Origin of the sequence: Chryseobacterium lathyri (genome assembly GCF_003290185.1) — a bacterium.
Lineage (GTDB): Bacteria > Bacteroidota > Bacteroidia > Flavobacteriales > Weeksellaceae > Chryseobacterium > Chryseobacterium lathyri.
Genome location: NZ_QNFY01000016.1, coordinates 22598 through 40892, shown reverse-complemented (window position 1 = coordinate 40892; position 18295 = coordinate 22598). Strand labels below are relative to the sequence as shown.

At 36.3% G+C, this 18295-nt stretch carries 11 protein-coding genes; 1 reads left to right on the top strand and 10 read right to left on the bottom strand.

Annotated features, from left to right (window positions below):
- Window positions 1-131: 131 nt before the first annotated feature.
- The 4 genes from DRF61_RS19705 to DRF61_RS19690 are packed head-to-tail and all read right to left on the bottom strand — an operon-like array spanning window position 132 to window position 8477.
- The gene (locus tag DRF61_RS19705; protein ID WP_111960267.1) at window positions 132-2909 is read right to left on the bottom strand and encodes a glycosyl hydrolase; all 2778 of its coding nucleotides are present in this window, start codon (window positions 2907-2909) and stop codon (window positions 132-134) included.
- An 11-nt stretch (window positions 2910-2920) separates the two neighbouring features.
- Window positions 2921-4243: a rhamnogalacturonan acetylesterase gene (locus tag DRF61_RS19700; RefSeq protein ID WP_111960265.1), complete on the bottom strand. Its 1323-nt coding sequence runs from the start codon at window positions 4241-4243 to the stop codon at window positions 2921-2923.
- 2 nt (window positions 4244-4245) lie between these two features.
- Window positions 4246-7050 carry a glycoside hydrolase family 2 TIM barrel-domain containing protein gene (locus DRF61_RS19695; protein ID WP_228452551.1) on the bottom strand — a complete coding sequence of 935 codons (2805 nt, stop codon included), beginning with the start codon at window positions 7048-7050 and terminating at the stop codon, window positions 4246-4248.
- A gap of 47 nt (window positions 7051-7097) precedes the next feature.
- The gene (locus DRF61_RS19690; protein WP_202974508.1) at window positions 7098-8477 is read right to left on the bottom strand and encodes a rhamnogalacturonidase; all 1380 of its coding nucleotides are present in this window, start codon (window positions 8475-8477) and stop codon (window positions 7098-7100) included.
- A 483-nt stretch (window positions 8478-8960) separates the two neighbouring features.
- Between DRF61_RS19690 and DRF61_RS19685 the strand changes: the two genes are divergently transcribed.
- Window positions 8961-9989, top strand: coding sequence for a LacI family DNA-binding transcriptional regulator (locus DRF61_RS19685; RefSeq protein ID WP_111960337.1), 1029 nt, complete (start codon window positions 8961-8963; stop codon window positions 9987-9989).
- A 241-nt stretch (window positions 9990-10230) separates the two neighbouring features.
- Here the strand turns inward: DRF61_RS19685 and DRF61_RS19680 are convergent, their stop codons facing one another.
- The 6 genes from DRF61_RS19680 to uxaC form a co-directional block, all read right to left on the bottom strand.
- The gene (locus tag DRF61_RS19680; RefSeq protein ID WP_111960261.1) at window positions 10231-11844 is read right to left on the bottom strand and encodes a UxaA family hydrolase; all 1614 of its coding nucleotides are present in this window, start codon (window positions 11842-11844) and stop codon (window positions 10231-10233) included.
- Between the two features lie 6 nt (window positions 11845-11850).
- The gene (locus DRF61_RS19675) at window positions 11851-13314 is read right to left on the bottom strand and encodes a tagaturonate reductase (RefSeq protein ID WP_111960335.1); all 1464 of its coding nucleotides are present in this window, start codon (window positions 13312-13314) and stop codon (window positions 11851-11853) included.
- A gap of 2 nt (window positions 13315-13316) precedes the next feature.
- The gene (locus DRF61_RS19670; RefSeq protein ID WP_111960259.1) at window positions 13317-14846 is read right to left on the bottom strand and encodes an MFS transporter; all 1530 of its coding nucleotides are present in this window, start codon (window positions 14844-14846) and stop codon (window positions 13317-13319) included.
- A 15-nt stretch (window positions 14847-14861) separates the two neighbouring features.
- Window positions 14862-15527, bottom strand: coding sequence for a beta/alpha barrel domain-containing protein (locus DRF61_RS19665; RefSeq protein ID WP_111960257.1), 666 nt, complete (start codon window positions 15525-15527; stop codon window positions 14862-14864).
- Window positions 15528-15605: 78 nt separating this feature from the next.
- The gene (locus DRF61_RS19660; RefSeq protein ID WP_111960255.1) at window positions 15606-16613 is read right to left on the bottom strand and encodes a sugar kinase; all 1008 of its coding nucleotides are present in this window, start codon (window positions 16611-16613) and stop codon (window positions 15606-15608) included.
- 272 nt (window positions 16614-16885) lie between these two features.
- Window positions 16886-18283: a glucuronate isomerase gene (uxaC, locus tag DRF61_RS19655; RefSeq protein WP_111960253.1), complete on the bottom strand. Its 1398-nt coding sequence runs from the start codon at window positions 18281-18283 to the stop codon at window positions 16886-16888.
- Between the last annotated feature and the right edge of the window lie 12 nt (window positions 18284-18295).

Below are 18295 nucleotides of genomic sequence, written 5' to 3'. Positions count from 1 at the left end.
AAGGAGCTGTGAAAAAAGAATTATCAGTAAAATAAAGTTATATTTTATATTCATAATTCTCAATGATTTAAATTAACACAATTCAATCGATTGCGCAAATTATTTTAATATACTCTGTTTCATGTTTTATTCTATTTCGAATAGTATAATGGAAATAACTGAATTTGTCCATCCAAGCCGGAAGGCTGAACTTTCCAGTTGGAAGCATCAAAAGCTTTATAATCAATATTTACAAAATTGATTTCATGGTAATTACGCCACTGAATTTTATTCTGATCCATGTATCGGATTCTATTGGCCATTAAATTGCAAACTTCAATACTAATGGTATTTTTTCCTTTTTTCAGATATTTCCCAATGTTAATTTCAAAAGGAATACTCCAGACAATTCCTGCTTCCTGACCGTTTACGATTACTTTGGCACTTTCATACAATTTATCAAATTTCAAAAGATAATCGTCTGCCTTTTTATTTTTTAAATTTAATTCCGTTGTATAAACACCAGTTCCCGAAAAACTCTGTGTTAAGGGATCTTGTGAAAAATTCGTCCAGGGTTCCAGTTTTTTTAAGTTTCTTGATTTTGGAAGTTCGGGGCCGCCTTCTTTGAAAGTCAGTTGCCAATTTTGATTTAAATTGATGGGAAAATCTGTCTTTTCAATATATTCCCATTTTGGAATTGAGCGATCTGTGGTTTCATTAATTTTTAGAATTAAAGACTGCCCGGATTTCAGCTGAATTCTCACGGAATTATTTTGTGTTTCCGCCACTCCGAAATCTCCGTTTTCCGGATTCATGATCACCGTTTGATTTCCTGTATCATTTATAGGAATAAATTGACTGATTTCCTTTGCAGTATGGTTAACAATGAAATAGTATTTTCCGCCATCAAACTGTCTTCTCACAAATTTCAATCCGGTTTCCGTTAATTTTTCTCCCTTTATTTTTAAATATTCCAACCCTTTCTCAACATCGGAGTTTAATACAATTTTACCTTTTCCAAATGTGGCAATTTTCATATTTCCTCCCTGATTCTGAAACGGAATCTGGGCCCACAAAGATTTTAATGTTGCTCTCCTTTTTTCGATTTCAAAATATCCGGGAATATCTTTTGGTTCGTTTTGAAAAATAACTGAAGCACCGTTTTGAACTAATTTAAGAATATTAATTAACGTAGTTTCTGGCAAATAAGTTAATTCAGGAATGATTAAAACCTGATAGGAAGATCCTCCCTCTGCAATCTGGATTTTCCGGTTTTCCGATTCTGATTCTCCTATCATTTTATCAGAAATCATATCAAGAGAATAGCCCATTTTGTTCAGCTTCGTCAAATTCTCATACATCGGAGCTGGCTGCAGCCATTTTTCCACGTTATGAACTTTAAAGGTTACATCCTTCCCTTTCGGACTGGCCCATTGGTCATAAATTGGCCAGTACATCAACAGCTCATTATCAGATTTCCCACTCTGCAAAACACTTTGTGTACGTGCAACATAAGAATTTAATCCCGTCAAATGGGGCCACAAACTATTTTCTGGGACAAAATTAACTGAAGCATAAAACAGCCATCCCGGAAAAGGAACATCCGCCGGCGTATAGGTTGTACCGTGATAAAAAACGTGATTAATCCCGGATAAAAAAACCTGCTCAACCTCCGGTTTAGCCTGCGACCAGGATGTTTTAAAATGTTCAGTAAGCCAGGTAAAAGTTTCGTTTGAAATTAATTGCTTTCCGGTAATATTTGCAGCCGATGACGCAAACTTCAGCATATTGAAATCAGGAATATCTGACTTTTGAACATCTGCACTGTCTCTTCTCAATCCAGGAATTTCAAAAATAGAGCTTCCGAAAGTTTCAGATTCAGGAATATCAACTGCTGCGTACAAATCCAGTAAATTTCCGGGCGAACCATGTGCCTGATTGGTATTTTTTGAGTTTTTGGAATGGGCCCAGCTTGTAAAATTCTTGGTAAAATTGTTCAAAATCAATTCACTCAGGGTTTCCCTGTAATCTGATTTGATTCTACTCGTTATCTCATTTTCTTCATTACTGACAAGATATTTGATGTATGGACTTAAATCGTATCCTCTCCTTTTTTTAAATTCATCTTTAAAATGCGGAGTCCAGTCGGCATTATAAACTTCGTAACTGTCATTGAAAAAAGAACGGATTCCGTAGTTTGAATTTCCAAAAGCCTGATCGAAAGTTTTAAGATAATCTTTCGTTGCATCAGGTGAAAAATGATCTAGGGTAAAGCCCTCACCGCCTGGAGCTGCGCGTTTCACTTTTTGAAGTGTTTTCCCCGTAAAAACTGCATAGATGGTCCACTTTCCCGAATCCGGTTTCCAATTGAGAGAGCCGTCGTTTGAAATTTTATCGGTTAAGACAACCGCTTCATTTTTTTCGCTGTAAGCAGTTACAATATCTAATTTTATTGTTTTTAAATTCTTCTGTTTCTCATCTTTCAAGGCAATTTTTCCTGAAAATTTTTCGCCTGATGAAATCATGTACGTCTGAACCATCATTTTTGTGGCTGCATCTTCTTCATCAACCTGAGGGCCACCTATCGGCCAGCCTGTTCCGACGGCCATATCAACTCCCATATTCAAGCTTTTTGCTTTGTTTGTAGTGAATTGGAGCATTTTCATCCACTCCGGAGAAAGATAATTGATGTATTGATTTTCAAAGCCTTTTGCTCCATAAATGGGAACAATTTCTACGCCTCCAAAACCTGCTTTATTTAAAGTGGTCAGCTGTTGATTCAATCCTTCTTCATCGACTGCATTTCCCATCCACCACCATCGTGTCCACGGTTTTGCCGTTTCGGTGGTGGTTGGCCAGGGGTTTTGTGCGGAAAGATTTCCAAATGCAAAACAAAATACACTTATTTTTATGATAGACTGAATATTCATTTTCTTACTTTTTAGTTTCCATCGGGTTTTAATGCTTCCATAAAGACACTTTCCGGCCAATGAAATGTTTCGACAGCATCAGGTTTTTGGGGATCAAATTTTATATAATTTTTTGAAACAAATTTACTCAAAGGCAATTTTTGCTCGACAATACTTTTAACAACACATTTCGCCAATTCATAAGCCCCATATGTATTAAAATGCGTGTCATCCGCCAAAGCATCCGGTTGATTGGGATAAGAATTTGCAGGATAATAGACAAATGCTTTTTTAGAGTTTTCCACTCCCATCGCTTCAAACAACGTTTGGCTAATCAGATTCAAATCAATCAAGAATACATTTTCTTCTTTTGCTATTTCACGCATTGCTGTTGGATAATCGTCCAAAGTATTCACTATTTTATTGTTTTCATCAAAAACCCGGCGGTTCATAGAAGTAACCAAAACTGGAACTGCACCCAATTGCTTAGCTTTCTGAATCCATTCTTTTAATTTTTTTCTATATCCGGATTTCGTACTGTTTCCGGATTTCTGGTCGTTATGTCCAAACTGGATAAACAAATAATCTCCTGATTTTATTTTATTCCAGATTTTATCGATTCTGTGGCGGTCTACAAATGCTTTTAGGGTTTCTCCGCTTTCAGCATAATTGGCAATCACCACCTCTTTCGGAACAAAAAAATACGGCAGCATTTGTCCCCACGATGCCCACGGTTCGTAAAGCGCATCTACGACAGTAGAATCACCGGTGAGATAAATCGTTTTCACTGTTTTGTTGGGTTGGATGGTCATTGCACAAACTTTTGGAGCTTTATCATTAAATTCAATCGTCAGTAAATTATCCCAATGTAAATATTTTCTTTCTCTCGGTTTTAATTTTACAGTCCCAATTTCAATTCCATTTTGGTTACGAATAATACTGTCTTTAATGTGAACGGTTATCAATTTTTCGACAACTTCACCTTCTTTTGTCTTCACATCGTCCAGCATCAGACGGCGGTTTTCTACACGAACTGTTGTTTCAGAAGTTCCTTTAAAATCGCCTAGGTTTAGCTTAATATCATAATTTCCTTCCGGAATTACCACCGAAAAATAGAAAGGTTTGTCGCTGGTGATATAATCTCCCGTCAATGCATTTCCTCCATTGTCAACGGACTTCAAGCCGGAAATATCCATAAATCCATAACCCATTTTTCTGTCGAATTTAGAATGTTCCGTAATGGGAATATAACCATCCTGAGTTCTGCCTCCTCCAAAATCAAATTTAAAATTGGTTTGTTGTGCAAACATCGATGAACAAATAAAAACGGTTATAATTCCTATCCAGTTTTTCATAATCAATCGGTTAAAATATTGACTTCCGGCATTGTAAACTGCTTCCTTTCATCTCCTAAATCAGGTAAACCGAAATAGAAATACAGTGTTCTTTTAAACTTTCCGGTCAGGTGATTCAGTTCACTTTCCGGTCCTAAAGATTCGGTTTTATCATTAATATTAAAAGCCAGAACAGTTCCCAACGGCGGAATTGCATCTAAAAATGAAATATTTCCGGTTGGCAATTTCGGATAACCTTCTGCCCCATAAATTCCGTAAAAATCAAAGAGTCTTACAAACATCTTTTCTTCTTTTGTCCCGATGGTGATTTTCCCTTCTGCAGTGTCTAACTGCAGCCACGAAATATCATCGTAATATCCTTTAAATTCAGGATAAATCCAAGGTGAAAAACCCGTTCGTGTCGAGTTTTTCAAATTCTGCCAAACATTATAGGTCTGTCCCTGAGTTCTATTTTTCCAAACATGATAAGGCCCTTTTCCGAGCCATTTTGCACTCATTACATAATTTTCAGGATAATCAAAACTTACGCCTGCAAACGGATAATCTCCTGAAAGGGAATATTCATAATTTAGTTCTAAAATTCCGTTGGAATTCAATTTCCAGTAAATTTTCTTTCCGTATTTGCCGGAAGCTTCAACAACTTGATTTTTCCCTTCTGCAAATGATTTTATTGAAGATAATTCCATTTTTCCATGCACAAAAATGGGCCCGTTCCTAAAGGTTGTTTTCTTTCCTTTTTTATCGATGATAACTGATTTCAGTAATCCGTCTTTTTTACCAATTGAGAATTCTTTTTCTTCTAATTTTAAAATAAATAAAGAATCATTTTCTACCACAGAAACCGGAAATTCTTTGATTAAAGATTTTGAAAACTGTTTTGAAATTTCATCATTAGAAGCAATTTTCCATGTCCAGGTATAAATTTCTTTTCCAAAAGGATCGGTTGCCATTAATAATAAACCTTCATTTTCTTTCCAGTCTGAAGGAAGATTGAGATTGATATTTCCTTTTTCAGCTGGTTTTATATCTGGTGATGCTGCTTTTCCTTTTTGAATTACTTCAAATCCTGATTCGGAAGAAAAAGGTGTCTTAAATTTCACCAATTTCCACTCAAAATTACATTCACTTAAATTCGTAAAATGATATCGGTTTTCAATTGAAATGCTTCCATTAAAATCATCCGGAAGCGCTTTCAAATCAATTTTTACAGGGCTGTAAATTTCCCGAATGGCATAAAAACTTCCTTCTTTTTCCCGATACGGACCAACAACTCCATCCGGAGCATTGATGGCATTTACATCAATTTGATTATTGAAATCCGTCCGCACCAAACCTTCATCCGCAAAAGCCCAGAGAAAACCTCCCGCTCCTCTTTTGGAATTCCAGTGAAGTTCCCAATAATCGGCTAAGGAAGTTCCGCCACCGCCATCATCCTGTGCATGCAAAAACTCAGTCGGCATATAAATATTTTCTCCTTCAAGGATTTTTTTTGTGCTGTAATAATCTTCGTAATGATTGCAATCTATCCCGTTAAAAGCATTTCCGGGTTTATGATGGGCGTGAATGACCGGACGATTTGACAAATCATATTTTGCAAATTCTGTATCCAAATCGAAATTATGTCCACCTTCATTTCCATTGCTCCAAAAAATAATTGAGGGGTGATTAACATCTCTTATAGTCATTTCTCTGACTAGCTTTTTTCCAACTTCCGTACTGTATTTTTTTTGCCAGCCAGCCAATTCATCCAAAACATACAAACCTAACGAATCGCAAATCTGAAGGAATGATTTATTCGGTGGATAATGGGAGCAGCGAACGGCGTTCATATTCATTTCTTTAATGAGCTGAACATCCATCAAATCGATATTTTTGTTTACAGAACGTCCGGTTTCAGGCCACCAAACGTGTCGATTGATGCCTTTCATTTTAATTTTTGTTCCGTTGATGTAAATTCCGTCGCCTTTTTTGATTTCAATGGTTCTGAATCCGAATTTTTCTTCAGTTTCGTAGATGCTTTTTTTATTTTTCTTTAAACTGAATTTCGCTTTATATAAGTTGGGCGTTTCTGCTGTCCAGAGTTTTGGATTTTTAACGGAGAATTGAATCTGTTCTAAAGTATCTCCTTTTTCGATTTTAACCTGAGATTCGCCAACGAGAATGTTTTTAGCATCAAATATTTCAACTTTTAATTGATTGACTGACTCAATTCCTTTTACATAAATATTTGAGCGAAAAGTTCCGTCTGCTTTGGCTTCTATAGCTGTCCAGGAAATATTTTCCTTAGAACTTGCTTCCAGATAAACAGGCCTGAAAATCCCTCCCAAAATCCAATAATCTGCAAGACGTTCTGCGTTGTTAACGGATTTATCAGCAGACATTTTGGAAACTTTGATTTCAAGAATATTTTCTTTTCCGAATTTTAATTTGTCTGAAATATCATATTTAAATTCATAAAAAGCTCCCTGATGAATTTCACCGGCGAGCTGCCCGTTAATCTTCACTTCGGTATCGGTCATTGAACCTTCGAAAACGATATTAACCGATTTTCCTTTCCAAGAACCTGGAACCAGAAATTTATGTTTGTATAAGCCTATTTCGTCGTTAAATTTAAAATGTTTACCATACGTCACATAATCTCTTCCGTAATTGTAGGAGCCAAATCCCTGCTGTTCCCATTGTGAAGGAACTTGAATTTTGTTCCAGTTTCCGGATTTCCTCCCACCATTGATCCAAAAATCCCATTCTTTTGTGTGCTCAGAATCGGTCCCGCTCAGGAACTGAATTTCCTTAGATTGAGAATGCAATAATTGAGAGCATAAACATATCAGAACAAATATTTTGGAAAAACAACTCATTTTGCGGCAATGTCGGAATCGTCTTTTTTGTCGTATGACTTATTTAAAGAAGCTACTTGGGTAACGTTTACTTTAATTTTTTTCAAATTTTTAATCGTATCCAAATTTTCCTCTTTGGGTTTTAACGCTTTTATATTTAGGTTTTCCAACGTGAAGTCTGTCAAATCATACAAATCAGATTTTTCAACATCGAATGCCGTTTCACAACTGATGTCAATATTTTTTATCAGAATGTTGTTTGCTAAAGATTTTTTAGGTTTTTCTTCTCCTTTCAAATCGAAAAACTGATTCCAGCCTTTTACATACAGGAAAGTTTTTACGTTTCCGGTTATATTCTCAACCGTAATGTATTCGTAATGTTGAGGCGTATCCGGTCTCATTTTAAGATGTAGCAGTCTTGAAGCATCTTTCACTTTTGAGTTACGCAGAATTACGTTGTAATTGTGGATAGATTCGCTGCCACAAGTCAGAACACTATGGCAAAATCCAAAGCTGTTGTCTTCGATGATGATGTTTCTATTTTCGCCATTTTCAGGAGCTTTATCGGCTTTCGGACCTTTTCCGCCTTTCAATGCAATCGCATCGTCGTTGACCGACATATAGCAATTTTTAATCAGGAAATTTGTGCAGCCATCGATGTCAACGGCATCTGTACTTGGTGCTTTCACCGGTTCTTTCGGTGCTAAAATTGTCAGATTTAATAATTTCACAAATTCACTCTTATAATAGTGAGTGCTCCAGAAAGGGGAATTTTTCACAGTAATCCCTTCAACCTGAATGTTTTTAGAATTAGATATATAAATGATTCTTGGCCTCATTTCGTCCATATTCGTGCATTTAGGATTCCACTCGCGTCTTTTCCAGAATGCTTTCCAAAAGCGCAATCCATTTCCATCCAGCGTTCCTTTTCCTGAGATGGTAAAGCCATCCAGCCCGTCTGCGTTGATTAATGCCGGAAAATATTTTACAGTCTGCCCCTCCATTCTTGTTTCTACAACCGGAAAATCACTAATATCATCGCTTCCTTTTAATTTCGCGCCGTTCTCCAGATATAAATGCGTTCCCTGTTTAAAAAAAACGGAACTAATCAGAAATGTTCCTTTGGGCACAATGATTACCCCGCCACCATTTTTAGCCGCCAGATCAATAACTGCCTGAACCTGTTTGGTCTGAAGAACCGTACTGTCATTTTTAACTCCATTATCGGTAAGAATATATTTTTTTCCTAATTTATTGATGTCTGTAGGTGTATTTTCTTTAAACCATTTGGGAATTTTGATGCCGTCGGGGAATTTATCCTGGCTTTTTACCCCTGATGAAAACAATAAGAGCACAAACAGAGTTAATAAGAAGTTTAAGGTATTTTGAGATTTCATAATTAATTTTTTATTGTAGAACCTGATTTTTTATTAATAAAATTTAGTACTCAAAAGAATGACAAAATAAAGGAATATCATTTTAAATAAAATTATTCCGTTTCTTTTCATAAAAAATCAGTCAATAATTTTCGACGGTTTAACGAAAATCATCCTTTTATTTCATTTTCATAAAAATATACATTTTGAAAGCGTACACTATCCTGCTCTTTCATGTTGATGGATTTTATTACACTTAGAGATTTAAATAATCAATGAGATTTATAAACTCAAGGCTTCCGGAGTAAAATTACATTGGGTAACATCAACCTATTTTCCAAAAAAGTTAATCAATTCAATATATTTTAGATTTAATCTGATTTTAATCACTCATAATCTTGTATAAAATCATAATATTTCCTTTTTGATAGACATAATTTGATTAAATTTACGATTATAATGTATGTCATTTTGAACATACTGAAAACTTCAGAAAAAGCATGTATGAATAAGAAAAATGCCACAATATATGACATCTCGAAAAAGCTTAACGTAAGTGTGGCAACTGTTTCCAGAGCATTGAACGACCATCCGAGAATAAGCCAGGCAACGAAAGATTTGGTGAAGAAAACTGCCAAAGAAATGAACTACAAGCAAAATAACCTTGCCAAAGCTCTGAAAAGCGGGGAAACAAAAAACGTAGGAATTATCGTGCCTTACATTAATACCAATTTCTTTTCATCTGTAATCCGGGGAATTGAGGAAGAGCTGTCTCCGCATGGTTATCATGTGATTATCTGCCAGAGCCATGAGGATGTAAATATTGAGAAAAGGCACTTAAACACCTTGCTTAATGCCCAGGTTGACGGAATTTTCATGTCGGTTTCTAAGACAACTGTTGATACAACACATATTCAGAATATTTTGGATACAACCAACACTCCTATTATATTTTTTGACCGTAAAAAAGACATTTCAGGCATCAGTACGGTAACTATAGACGACTATCGCGGCGGCTACATGGCAACGGAACACCTGATTAATGAAGGCTACAGAAATATTTGCCATTTTTCCGGAGATCTTAATCTCGAAATTTATGAAAAACGTCTGAATGGGTACAAACAGGCTTTAATTGATCATAATCTAAGTGTAAAAGAGGAAAACATCATCACAACCGGAAGTTCGATCGATGAAGGAATTGATGCGGTAAAAAAACTTTGGGATAAAAAATCCGTTCCGGATGCCATCTTTTCATCAAGTGATTTTGCAGCGTTGGGTGCTTGTCAGGAATTGAAAAAACGTAAGATCAAAATACCTCAGGAAGTTGCCATTATTGGCTTTTCTAACGAACCTTTCACTCAGTTTATGGAGCTTCCGATGAGTTCTGTTGACCAAACTCCCGTTATCATGGGAAAAATGGCCGGACAGGTGTTTATTGAAAGCGTAAAAGAGAATGGTTCCGGTGTTTCGATTGAGAAAAAAGTGGTGTTGGCTCCGCAGCTTTATATTAGGAAGTCTTCAAAAAGGAGATGATTTTTCTTTTGTCTTGATTTCTGAAAAGAATCTAAACTTATCTTTTTGCATTTAAATTTTGGCTAAAGCCATTGATTCTAATTATTTTTGAAAACGGGCTAAAGCCCGTTCCTATTGATATAGGCTTTGCATTTATTTGTGAAGATTTTGTACTATTTATGTTTAAATTTACTCCAAAAGAAAATGCTTCCCACAAACGTAGAAAGCATTTTCAACCCTAATATTTATATAATTAAAACAATTATAAACTTACTCCCCGTCTCCAGGGAATAAAATCGTTTTGATTCAAAATTGCAGCTTTTGTTTTTACCTCTCCGCTTGCGACTTCGATGATAAATTCTAAAAGTTCTTCTGCTTTTTCGTCGATTGTTTTTTCACCTGTAATTACGTCTCCTGTGTTGAAATCAATGATGTCGGGCATTCTTTGTGACAAAGAAGTATTTGATGAAATTTTCACAACGGGAACAACCGGATTTCCTGTCGGAGTTCCTAAGCCTGTTGTGAATAAAACTACGTTTGAGCCTGAACCGACTAAGGCAGTTGTACATTCCACGTCATTTCCGGGGGTGCATAATAAATTTAAACCCGGTTCTTTAATGTATTCCGTGAAATCTAACACATCATTTATCGGTGATGAACCACCTTTTTTAGCCGCTCCTGCAGATTTCATGGCGTCGGTTATGAGTCCATCTTTAATATTCCCCGGTGACGGATTCATATCAAAACCTGAGCCTGCTGCAACGACAGATTTTTCAAAATCTTTCATTAACTGTAAAAATCTTTCGGCATCTTCTTCGTTGACGCAACGGTTCACCAATTCCTGCTCTACTCCACATAATTCCGGGAATTCTGAAAGGATGGTTGAACCTCCGATTCCTGCCATTAAATCTGATAATTGTCCTAAAACCGGATTCGCAGAAATTCCTGAAAAACCGTCTGAACCACCGCATTCCAATCCTAAAACTAACTTTGAAATCGGGGCCGGTTTTCTTTCAATTTCATTGGCTTTTTTGATGGCTTCATAAGAATCTTTGATAATTCCGTTGAGCATTTCGTCAACCGTTCCGGATTTTTGTTGTTCGTAAACGATGATCGGTTTTTTATTGTTCGGACTGATTTTTTGCAATGCATCTGTAAAAATCTGAACCTGTAAATTCTGACATCCCAAGCTCAAAACCGTTGCTCCGGCAACATTCGGATTATTCACATAACCTGCCAATAACCTTCCCAACGCTTCCGCATCCTGACGAATACCGCCACAACCGCCTTGGTGAGTGATGAATTTAACTTCAATATTTTTAAAAACTCTTGAATCCTGATCTTCTTCAACAGCGGTTTCCGTTTCAGAATTATTGATTAATGATCTTAATAATAACTGATGTTTTGTTACTTTTTCAAATAACAATTCTTTTTCAAAAATATCTTTTAAAATCTCAACATTTCTGTTTTCACAAAAGACTAAAGGAAAAAATAACCAAACGTTTTCTGTTCCGACCTGTCCGTCTTCTCTGTGATACCCCATGAAAGTTTTATCTTTCCATTTGTCAACATTTGGAGCAGTCCAAGCCGTTGTTTCTGTTTTGCCTTCTACTTTTGCGCTTTGATGCTTAACGTTTTCAGTCGTGATAACCTCTCCTTTCCGGATCGGCTGACTGGCTTTCCCCACCAAAACACCGTACATAATAATCTCATCTCCAACCGCAAGATCTTCGGTCACGAATTTGTGTTTTGCCTTTGTGTCTTTTATAATATCATACGTAAGATCACCCAAAGTAACAGTTTCTCCCTGCGTCAGATCAACCAATGCCACTGCTACATTATCTTTGGGATTTACTTTCAGTACTTTCTTTTGCATAATTTTTTAAGAATAAAATTGTATAAAGTTGTGGTATGCAGTTTCGATATCATTATGGTCTATTTCCCACAATGCTTTTGCTACTGCAGATTTCAAACCGTTTACCTTTGTAAGGTCTGTGTCCCAGAAAATGGTTTCGCTTAACGCCAATTCTGCGACTTTTTCATAATCTTCGTTGGCCCAGATTTCTTTAAATCTGTTTACTATTGCTTCCTCGTCATTTAAAGGCAGAGCTTTTTCACCCAAATTCCCTTGATAGAATCGGATTAAACTTGCCAATGAAAAGGTTAAGTTAAGCGGTAATTTATGGTTAATTTCAACATATTTCAATAAACTCGGAAGAATCCTCACTTTAAACTTAGAAACAAAATACAAGGCGATACTTGCCTGATAATGCTTGATAAAAGGGTTTCTGAATCTGTCGAAAACTTCTTCAGCAAAATATTTCAATTCACTTTCATCCAAACCTAATGTAGGATTAATCTCATTGAAAATCGTTTCACTTAAGAATTTACCTAAAAATTGATCATCAATAGATTCTTTTACCGTTTCTTTTCCTGATAAAATTGCCGGAGCCAACATTAATGTATGGCCGCCGTTCAAAATTCTCACTTTTCTCAAACGGTATGGCTGAATATCATCAACAACCAAAATTTGCTCGTCAATTGTATCGAAAGGAATTCTTTCTTTTAAATTTGCCGCGTCCTGAATCACAAAAAGCAAAAACACTTCTGAAACCACCATCATTTGATCTTCGTAATTCAATTGGTCCTCGTAGGATCCTGCATCATCTTTCGGATAACCCGGAACAATTCTGTCTACCAATGTATTGTGGAAATAATTGCTTTGTTCAATCCATTGCACAAAGTTATCATCTAAATTCCAAAGTTGGGCATATTTTAGGATAATTTCTTTTAAAGCCAAAGCATTGTCTTCGATCAATTCGCAAGGAATAATTCTCAACCCTTTGTCTTCTGCTCCATTGAAGTGTTTGAATCTTTCATGCAATAAAACCGTTAGTTTCGCAGGAAAATTCTTGTGCGGACCGACGTAATTTTTTTCTGATTCATCGTAAGCAATTCCCGTTTCTGTCGTATTGGAAAAGATAAATTCTAATTCTTTCTCTTCCGCCAACGCTAAGAATTTATCGTAATTGGTATATGGATTAATTGATTTTTGAATCGCAGAAATCACCTGTTTTGTATCAATGATCTCACCTTTTTTAATTCCTCTTGAGAAAAGTGTGTATAAATTATCCTGCTCTTCCAGTTTATGAACCGAACCGCCTGCCGTAGGCTGAACGTTTACAATTCCTGCCTTAAATCCTGCTTCTTTATTTAATTTATCAATCACATAATCTGTGAATCCTCTCATAAAATTCCCACCGCCAAACTGTACAATTTTGATTGGAAGCTTTTCCTGAGAACCGTGTAATTCACGATTTAATTTATGTTTTATCTGATTTTCCATCATTATTTACTTATAACTTTATATTTTGGAACCAATGATTTCATCACCGTCCATGCAATTAGATATGCCACTGCACAGATTGAAAAAATGATCATGTATCCTTTGTCAATTCCATCTGAAATAACCGCTCCTGACTTTTCTAATTGTTCAAAAAAGCCTTCCGGCAAACGATCGTTGATGTATTGAGGATATTTTTCCAATAGAGGAATTCCATCAACGGTTGTCCAAGCTTTATGAGCGTAATCAAACAATAATCCTGAAGATTTATTGATTAAAAATGAACCGATTCCACCTGCCATTCCGCCAATTCCCGTAATAGTTGCAATGGCTTTTTTAGGAAACATATCGCCAACTGTCGAGAAAATATTTGCAGACCAAGCCTGGTGCGCTGCTCCAGCAATTCCGATAATCAATACCGGAATCCAATAGGTAATCGTACCTAAAGGTTGTGCTAAAAGTGCTAACAGAGGGAAAAATGCAAAAATTAACATTGCTTTCATTCTTCCTGTGTACGCGTTCATTCCTCTTTTTTCAACAAAATATTTTGGAAGCCAACCTCCGATGATTGACAATAAAGTGATCATATAAAGGACGAATAATGGTAATGCACTTTGCGTGGAATCCATTTTGTAGACTGAACTTAAATAAGCCGGTGTCCAGAATAAAAAGAACCACCAAATCCCGTCTGTCATGAATTTTCCGAACGCAAAAGCCCAAGTCTGTCTATAGCTGAAACATTCTCTGAAAGTAAATTTCTTTTCCGGGATGCTTGTATCTTCATTGGGCATATCGTCCTGATCCTGCTGAATATACATTAATTCATGTTCGTTAACTTTATGATGTTCGTGAGGTTTTTTATAGTAGAAAACCCAAAGTCCCATCCACACAAATCCCAACGCCCCGATGATAATAAATGCCCATTCCCAGCCCATAGCTTTCGCGATAAAAGGAATAGTAACCGGCGCTGCCAAAGCCCCAACTGTCGCTCCTGCATTAAAAATACTGGTAGCTAAAGCCCTGTCTTTTTTAGGGAAATATTCCGCCGTAGTTTTGATCGCTGCCGGAAAATTTCCAGCTTCACCAACCGCCAATACAAAACGTGCAAAAATGAACAAAGTAACACTCGTACTGATGATTGAGCCGACGTTGTCTACCCGGCTGATGATTTCTTTAGATTCTACAAAACCTACCAGCCAATTTCCCGTTAAAACTCCTGAAGTTGCAATTCCGCAGAAAGCATGTAAAACCGCACCAACAGACCAAATAGCAATCGCCCAAAGGAAACCTTTTTTGGTATCCATCCAGTCCACAAATTTTCCTGCGAAAAGCATACTTACCGCATAGAAAATTGAAAATAATGCCGTGATATTTCCATAATCATTATTGTTCCAGTGAAATTCGGGTGCAATAAAGTCTTTCCATGTCAATGATAAAACCTGACGATCCAAATAATTAATGGTCGTGGCAATGAACAGCAAAAAGCATATCGTCCATCTGAATGTACTCGGTTTAAGAGACTTAACTGAGCTCATATTAATAGTAAGAATTTAGTTATTATTTAAAGCCTGAATAATTTCCAGCACTTTTTTTGTTTCATTTTCTATAGTTGCATAGTCTTTAGCAAGCATTAATTCTTTGCTTACCAATTTGCTTCCCATTCCCACTGCAGAAACACCGGCTTTGAACCAGCTTTCAATGCTTTCCTTTGTCGTATCAACACCACCTGTCGGCATAAATTTCAGATTCGGGAAAACATCTTTAATAGCGCTCATAAATCCAGGTCCTAAAGCGTTTCCGGGAAATAATTTAATGAAAGTCACTCCCAAATTTTCAGCTTCTATAATTTCTGTCGGAGTCATACAACCCGGACTGTACAACAGGTCTTTTGGAATTAAAAATTCGGCAACTTCAGGTACAAAACCCGGGCTGATAAAGAAATCTGCACCCACTTTATAATATTCTTCGGCTTGTTGTACATTCTTGATTGTTCCGATTCCCAAAAGCATTTCCGGCATTTCTGCATTACGGATTTCTAGCATCTTCGTGAAATTACTCAAGGCAGATTCACCACGGCTTGTATATTCCACCGCACGGATTCCTGCTTTGTAAAGCGATCTCAATATTTCCAGAGTTACCATTTCATCAGCACTATAGTATAGAGGCAAAACTCCCTGGTTGATGATGGTATTTGTAACTAATTGAATTTTTGTCATGTTTTTGACTTTTGTATTAAGACTTCGACAAGCTCAGCCTGACAATGTTTTATAGTTTAGTTAGTGGCCAAAAGCCATTTACCTTTTTATTCTTCCTCCTGAATCTCCGTTCATTACTTCCAGAATATCTTCTGCACTGCAGTAATTGATGTCTCCAGGAATTGTATGTTTGATTGCGCAGGCTGCGTTGGCAAATTTCAATGCTTTTTCGTTATCAAAATTGATTAAACCATAAAGCAAACCTGCTGCAAAAGCATCTCCTGTCCCAATTCTGTCAACCACAGGATTCACTTCCAGAAGTTCTGTTTCAAAATAATTTTCTTCAACCAAAGCTCTTCCCTGCGTCTGCTGAGAACTTGCTGTAACGCCGATTCTTATTTTGTCGAAAATCTTATGAATAGAAGGAATTTGCTGTTTTAATTCTTTACAGGCTTTGATGAAACCTTCTTGATCTGATGAAAACTGGGTTCCGAGAATTTCATTAATTTCATTCACTCCACCGATGAAAATTGTTGAATATGAAACCAATTCTTTCAAAACTTCGTTCCCGTTTTTCCCATATTTCCAAAGATTTGAGCGGTAAGCCGGATCAGATGTAACTTCAATTCCCAGTTCACGGGCTATTTGTAAACCTTGTTTCAAACTTTCATAAGCTGATTCGGAAATTCCGGGGCTGATGCCTGTCCAGTGGAAATATTTGCAGCCTTCAAGGGCTTTTTTCCAGTCAATTTGTTCAGATTTTATGTTTGCAAAAGAACCGTTTAATCTGTTGTAAGCAATTCTGCTTGCACGAACTGAAGAGCCTACTTCCAAAAAATACAAACCTAAAGGGTATTCATTTTTGTTGATGAAAGTCGTGTCGATTCCAAAACTTTTGATGAAAGAAACCGCCGATTCACCCACAAAATCATCGGAAACACTACTGATATGTCTCACATCACAACCCATTGTTGCCAATGAAGCCGCTACATTAAGCTCCGTTCCGCCGAAAAAGAATTCCATTTCATGGCTTTGCTTCATGGTTCTGTTTCCGGGTGGTGACAGTCGCATGATGACTTCCCCGAATGTGACTATTTTGTTACTCATAGTTTTAATTAACCGTTTAAGGTAAATTTTCTTTTATTTTTTAACCATTAAGATTTATTTAAGGAGTTTAGAAAAGTTAAGTTTGGCTTTGCCTTAAGACTATTTAAAATCAATTTGATTTTTCTTAATTCAATTTAACATCTTAAACTTCCTTAATGGTTTAAAATTTTATTTTTATCTCTCGCAGATTTTGCAAATTTTACAGATGATTATGTTAAAAAAGTTCTGCGTAATCAGCTCAATCTGCGGGAGATTTTTATTTAATTTGAAATTTAAAAATCAAAATAATTTTTAGCATTATGATAACAAATATCTGAAATTGTTTTACCAATGAGCTCGATATCATCAGGTAGTTCCCCGTTTTTCATTTCTTCTCCGAAAAGGTTACACAATACTCTTCTGAAATATTCGTGTCTAGGATACGAAAGGAAGCTTCTGGAATCCGTCAGCATTCCGACGAAACAACTGATCAATCCCATATTGGAAAGAGCATTCATCTGCTTGATCATTCCGTCTTTCTGATCTAGGAACCACCACCCTGAACCGAACTGTACTTTTCCTTTGATACTGCCGTCGTTGAAATTCCCGATCATAGTCGCGAAAATTTCGTTGTCAGCAGGATTTAAATTATATAAAATTGTTTTTGTTAATTTATCTTTTCCGTCTAAAGTGTTTAATAATTTAGACAAAGTTTCAGCCTGAACGAAGTCACCGATAGAATCCCAACCTGTATCCGGGCCTAGAATTCTGTGCATTCTTTCGTTATTATTTCTCAAAGCTCCCAAATGGAACTGCTGAACCCATCCAAATTTGTGATAAGCTTCACCTAAGAATAATAAAATGGCTGTTTTGAACTGATTTACCTGCTTTTCTGCGATTACTTTCCCTGATAATTTATCATTGAAAATCGTGCTTACTTCTGCTTCTGTAAATTCTTCGAAAGAAATATTATTCAATCCATGGTCGCACAGTCTGCATCCGTTTTCATGGAAATATTCAATTCTTTTTAGTAAAGCATCGCACAATGTCTGGTAAGAATTAATTTCAATTCCGGCCGATTCGCCTAATTTTGAAACATAATCCGCGAAGTTGTGGTTTTCAATTAAAATCGCTTTATCAGGGCGGAAGGCTGTACTTACTTTAATACTAAAATCGCTTTTCGCCAAATCCTGGTGATAATTCAATAGATCTGTAGGATCTTCTGTTGTGCACAGAGATTCCACATTCATCATTTTTAATAAGCCTCGTGTCGATTTTTCAGGAGTCTGAAGCTGAGCGGTGATGTTTTCATAAATTTCAGATGCATTGTCTGCATCTAATAATTCATCAATTCCGAAATATCTTTTTAATTCTAAATGCGTCCAGTGATACAAAGGATTTCTCAATGTATAAGGAACCGTTTTTGCCCAAGCTTCAAATTTTTCCTTGTCTGAGGCATCTCCCGTGATGAATTTTTCGTTCACGCCCATGGTACGCATCGCTCTCCATTTGTAATGGTCACCTGCAATCCAAACCTTTGAGATATTTTCAAAGACAGTGTCTTCTGCAATATCTTTAGGAATCAAATGATTATGATAATCAATAATGGGTTGCTTTTCTGCATACTTGAAATATAATTCTTCAGCGTATTTATTTTGTAGTAAAAATTGATCTGTAATAAAAGGTTTCATTCTAATCTAATT

Coding starts and splice junctions, on each gene's coding strand:
- DRF61_RS19705 (WP_111960267.1), bottom strand. CDS start 2,909: ATGAATATTCAGTCTATCATAAAAATAAGTGTATTTTGTTTTGCATTT.
- DRF61_RS19700 (WP_111960265.1), bottom strand. CDS start 4,243: ATGAAAAACTGGATAGGAATTATAACCGTTTTTATTTGTTCATCGATG.
- DRF61_RS19690 (WP_202974508.1), bottom strand. CDS start 8,477: ATGAAATCTCAAAATACCTTAAACTTCTTATTAACTCTGTTTGTGCTC.
- DRF61_RS19685 (WP_111960337.1), top strand. CDS start 8,961: ATGAATAAGAAAAATGCCACAATATATGACATCTCGAAAAAGCTTAAC.
- DRF61_RS19680 (WP_111960261.1), bottom strand. CDS start 11,844: ATGCAAAAGAAAGTACTGAAAGTAAATCCCAAAGATAATGTAGCAGTG.
- DRF61_RS19675 (WP_111960335.1), bottom strand. CDS start 13,314: ATGGAAAATCAGATAAAACATAAATTAAATCGTGAATTACACGGTTCT.
- DRF61_RS19670 (WP_111960259.1), bottom strand. CDS start 14,846: ATGAGCTCAGTTAAGTCTCTTAAACCGAGTACATTCAGATGGACGATA.
- DRF61_RS19665 (WP_111960257.1), bottom strand. CDS start 15,527: ATGACAAAAATTCAATTAGTTACAAATACCATCATCAACCAGGGAGTT.
- DRF61_RS19660 (WP_111960255.1), bottom strand. CDS start 16,613: ATGAGTAACAAAATAGTCACATTCGGGGAAGTCATCATGCGACTGTCA.
- uxaC (WP_111960253.1), bottom strand. CDS start 18,283: ATGAAACCTTTTATTACAGATCAATTTTTACTACAAAATAAATACGCT.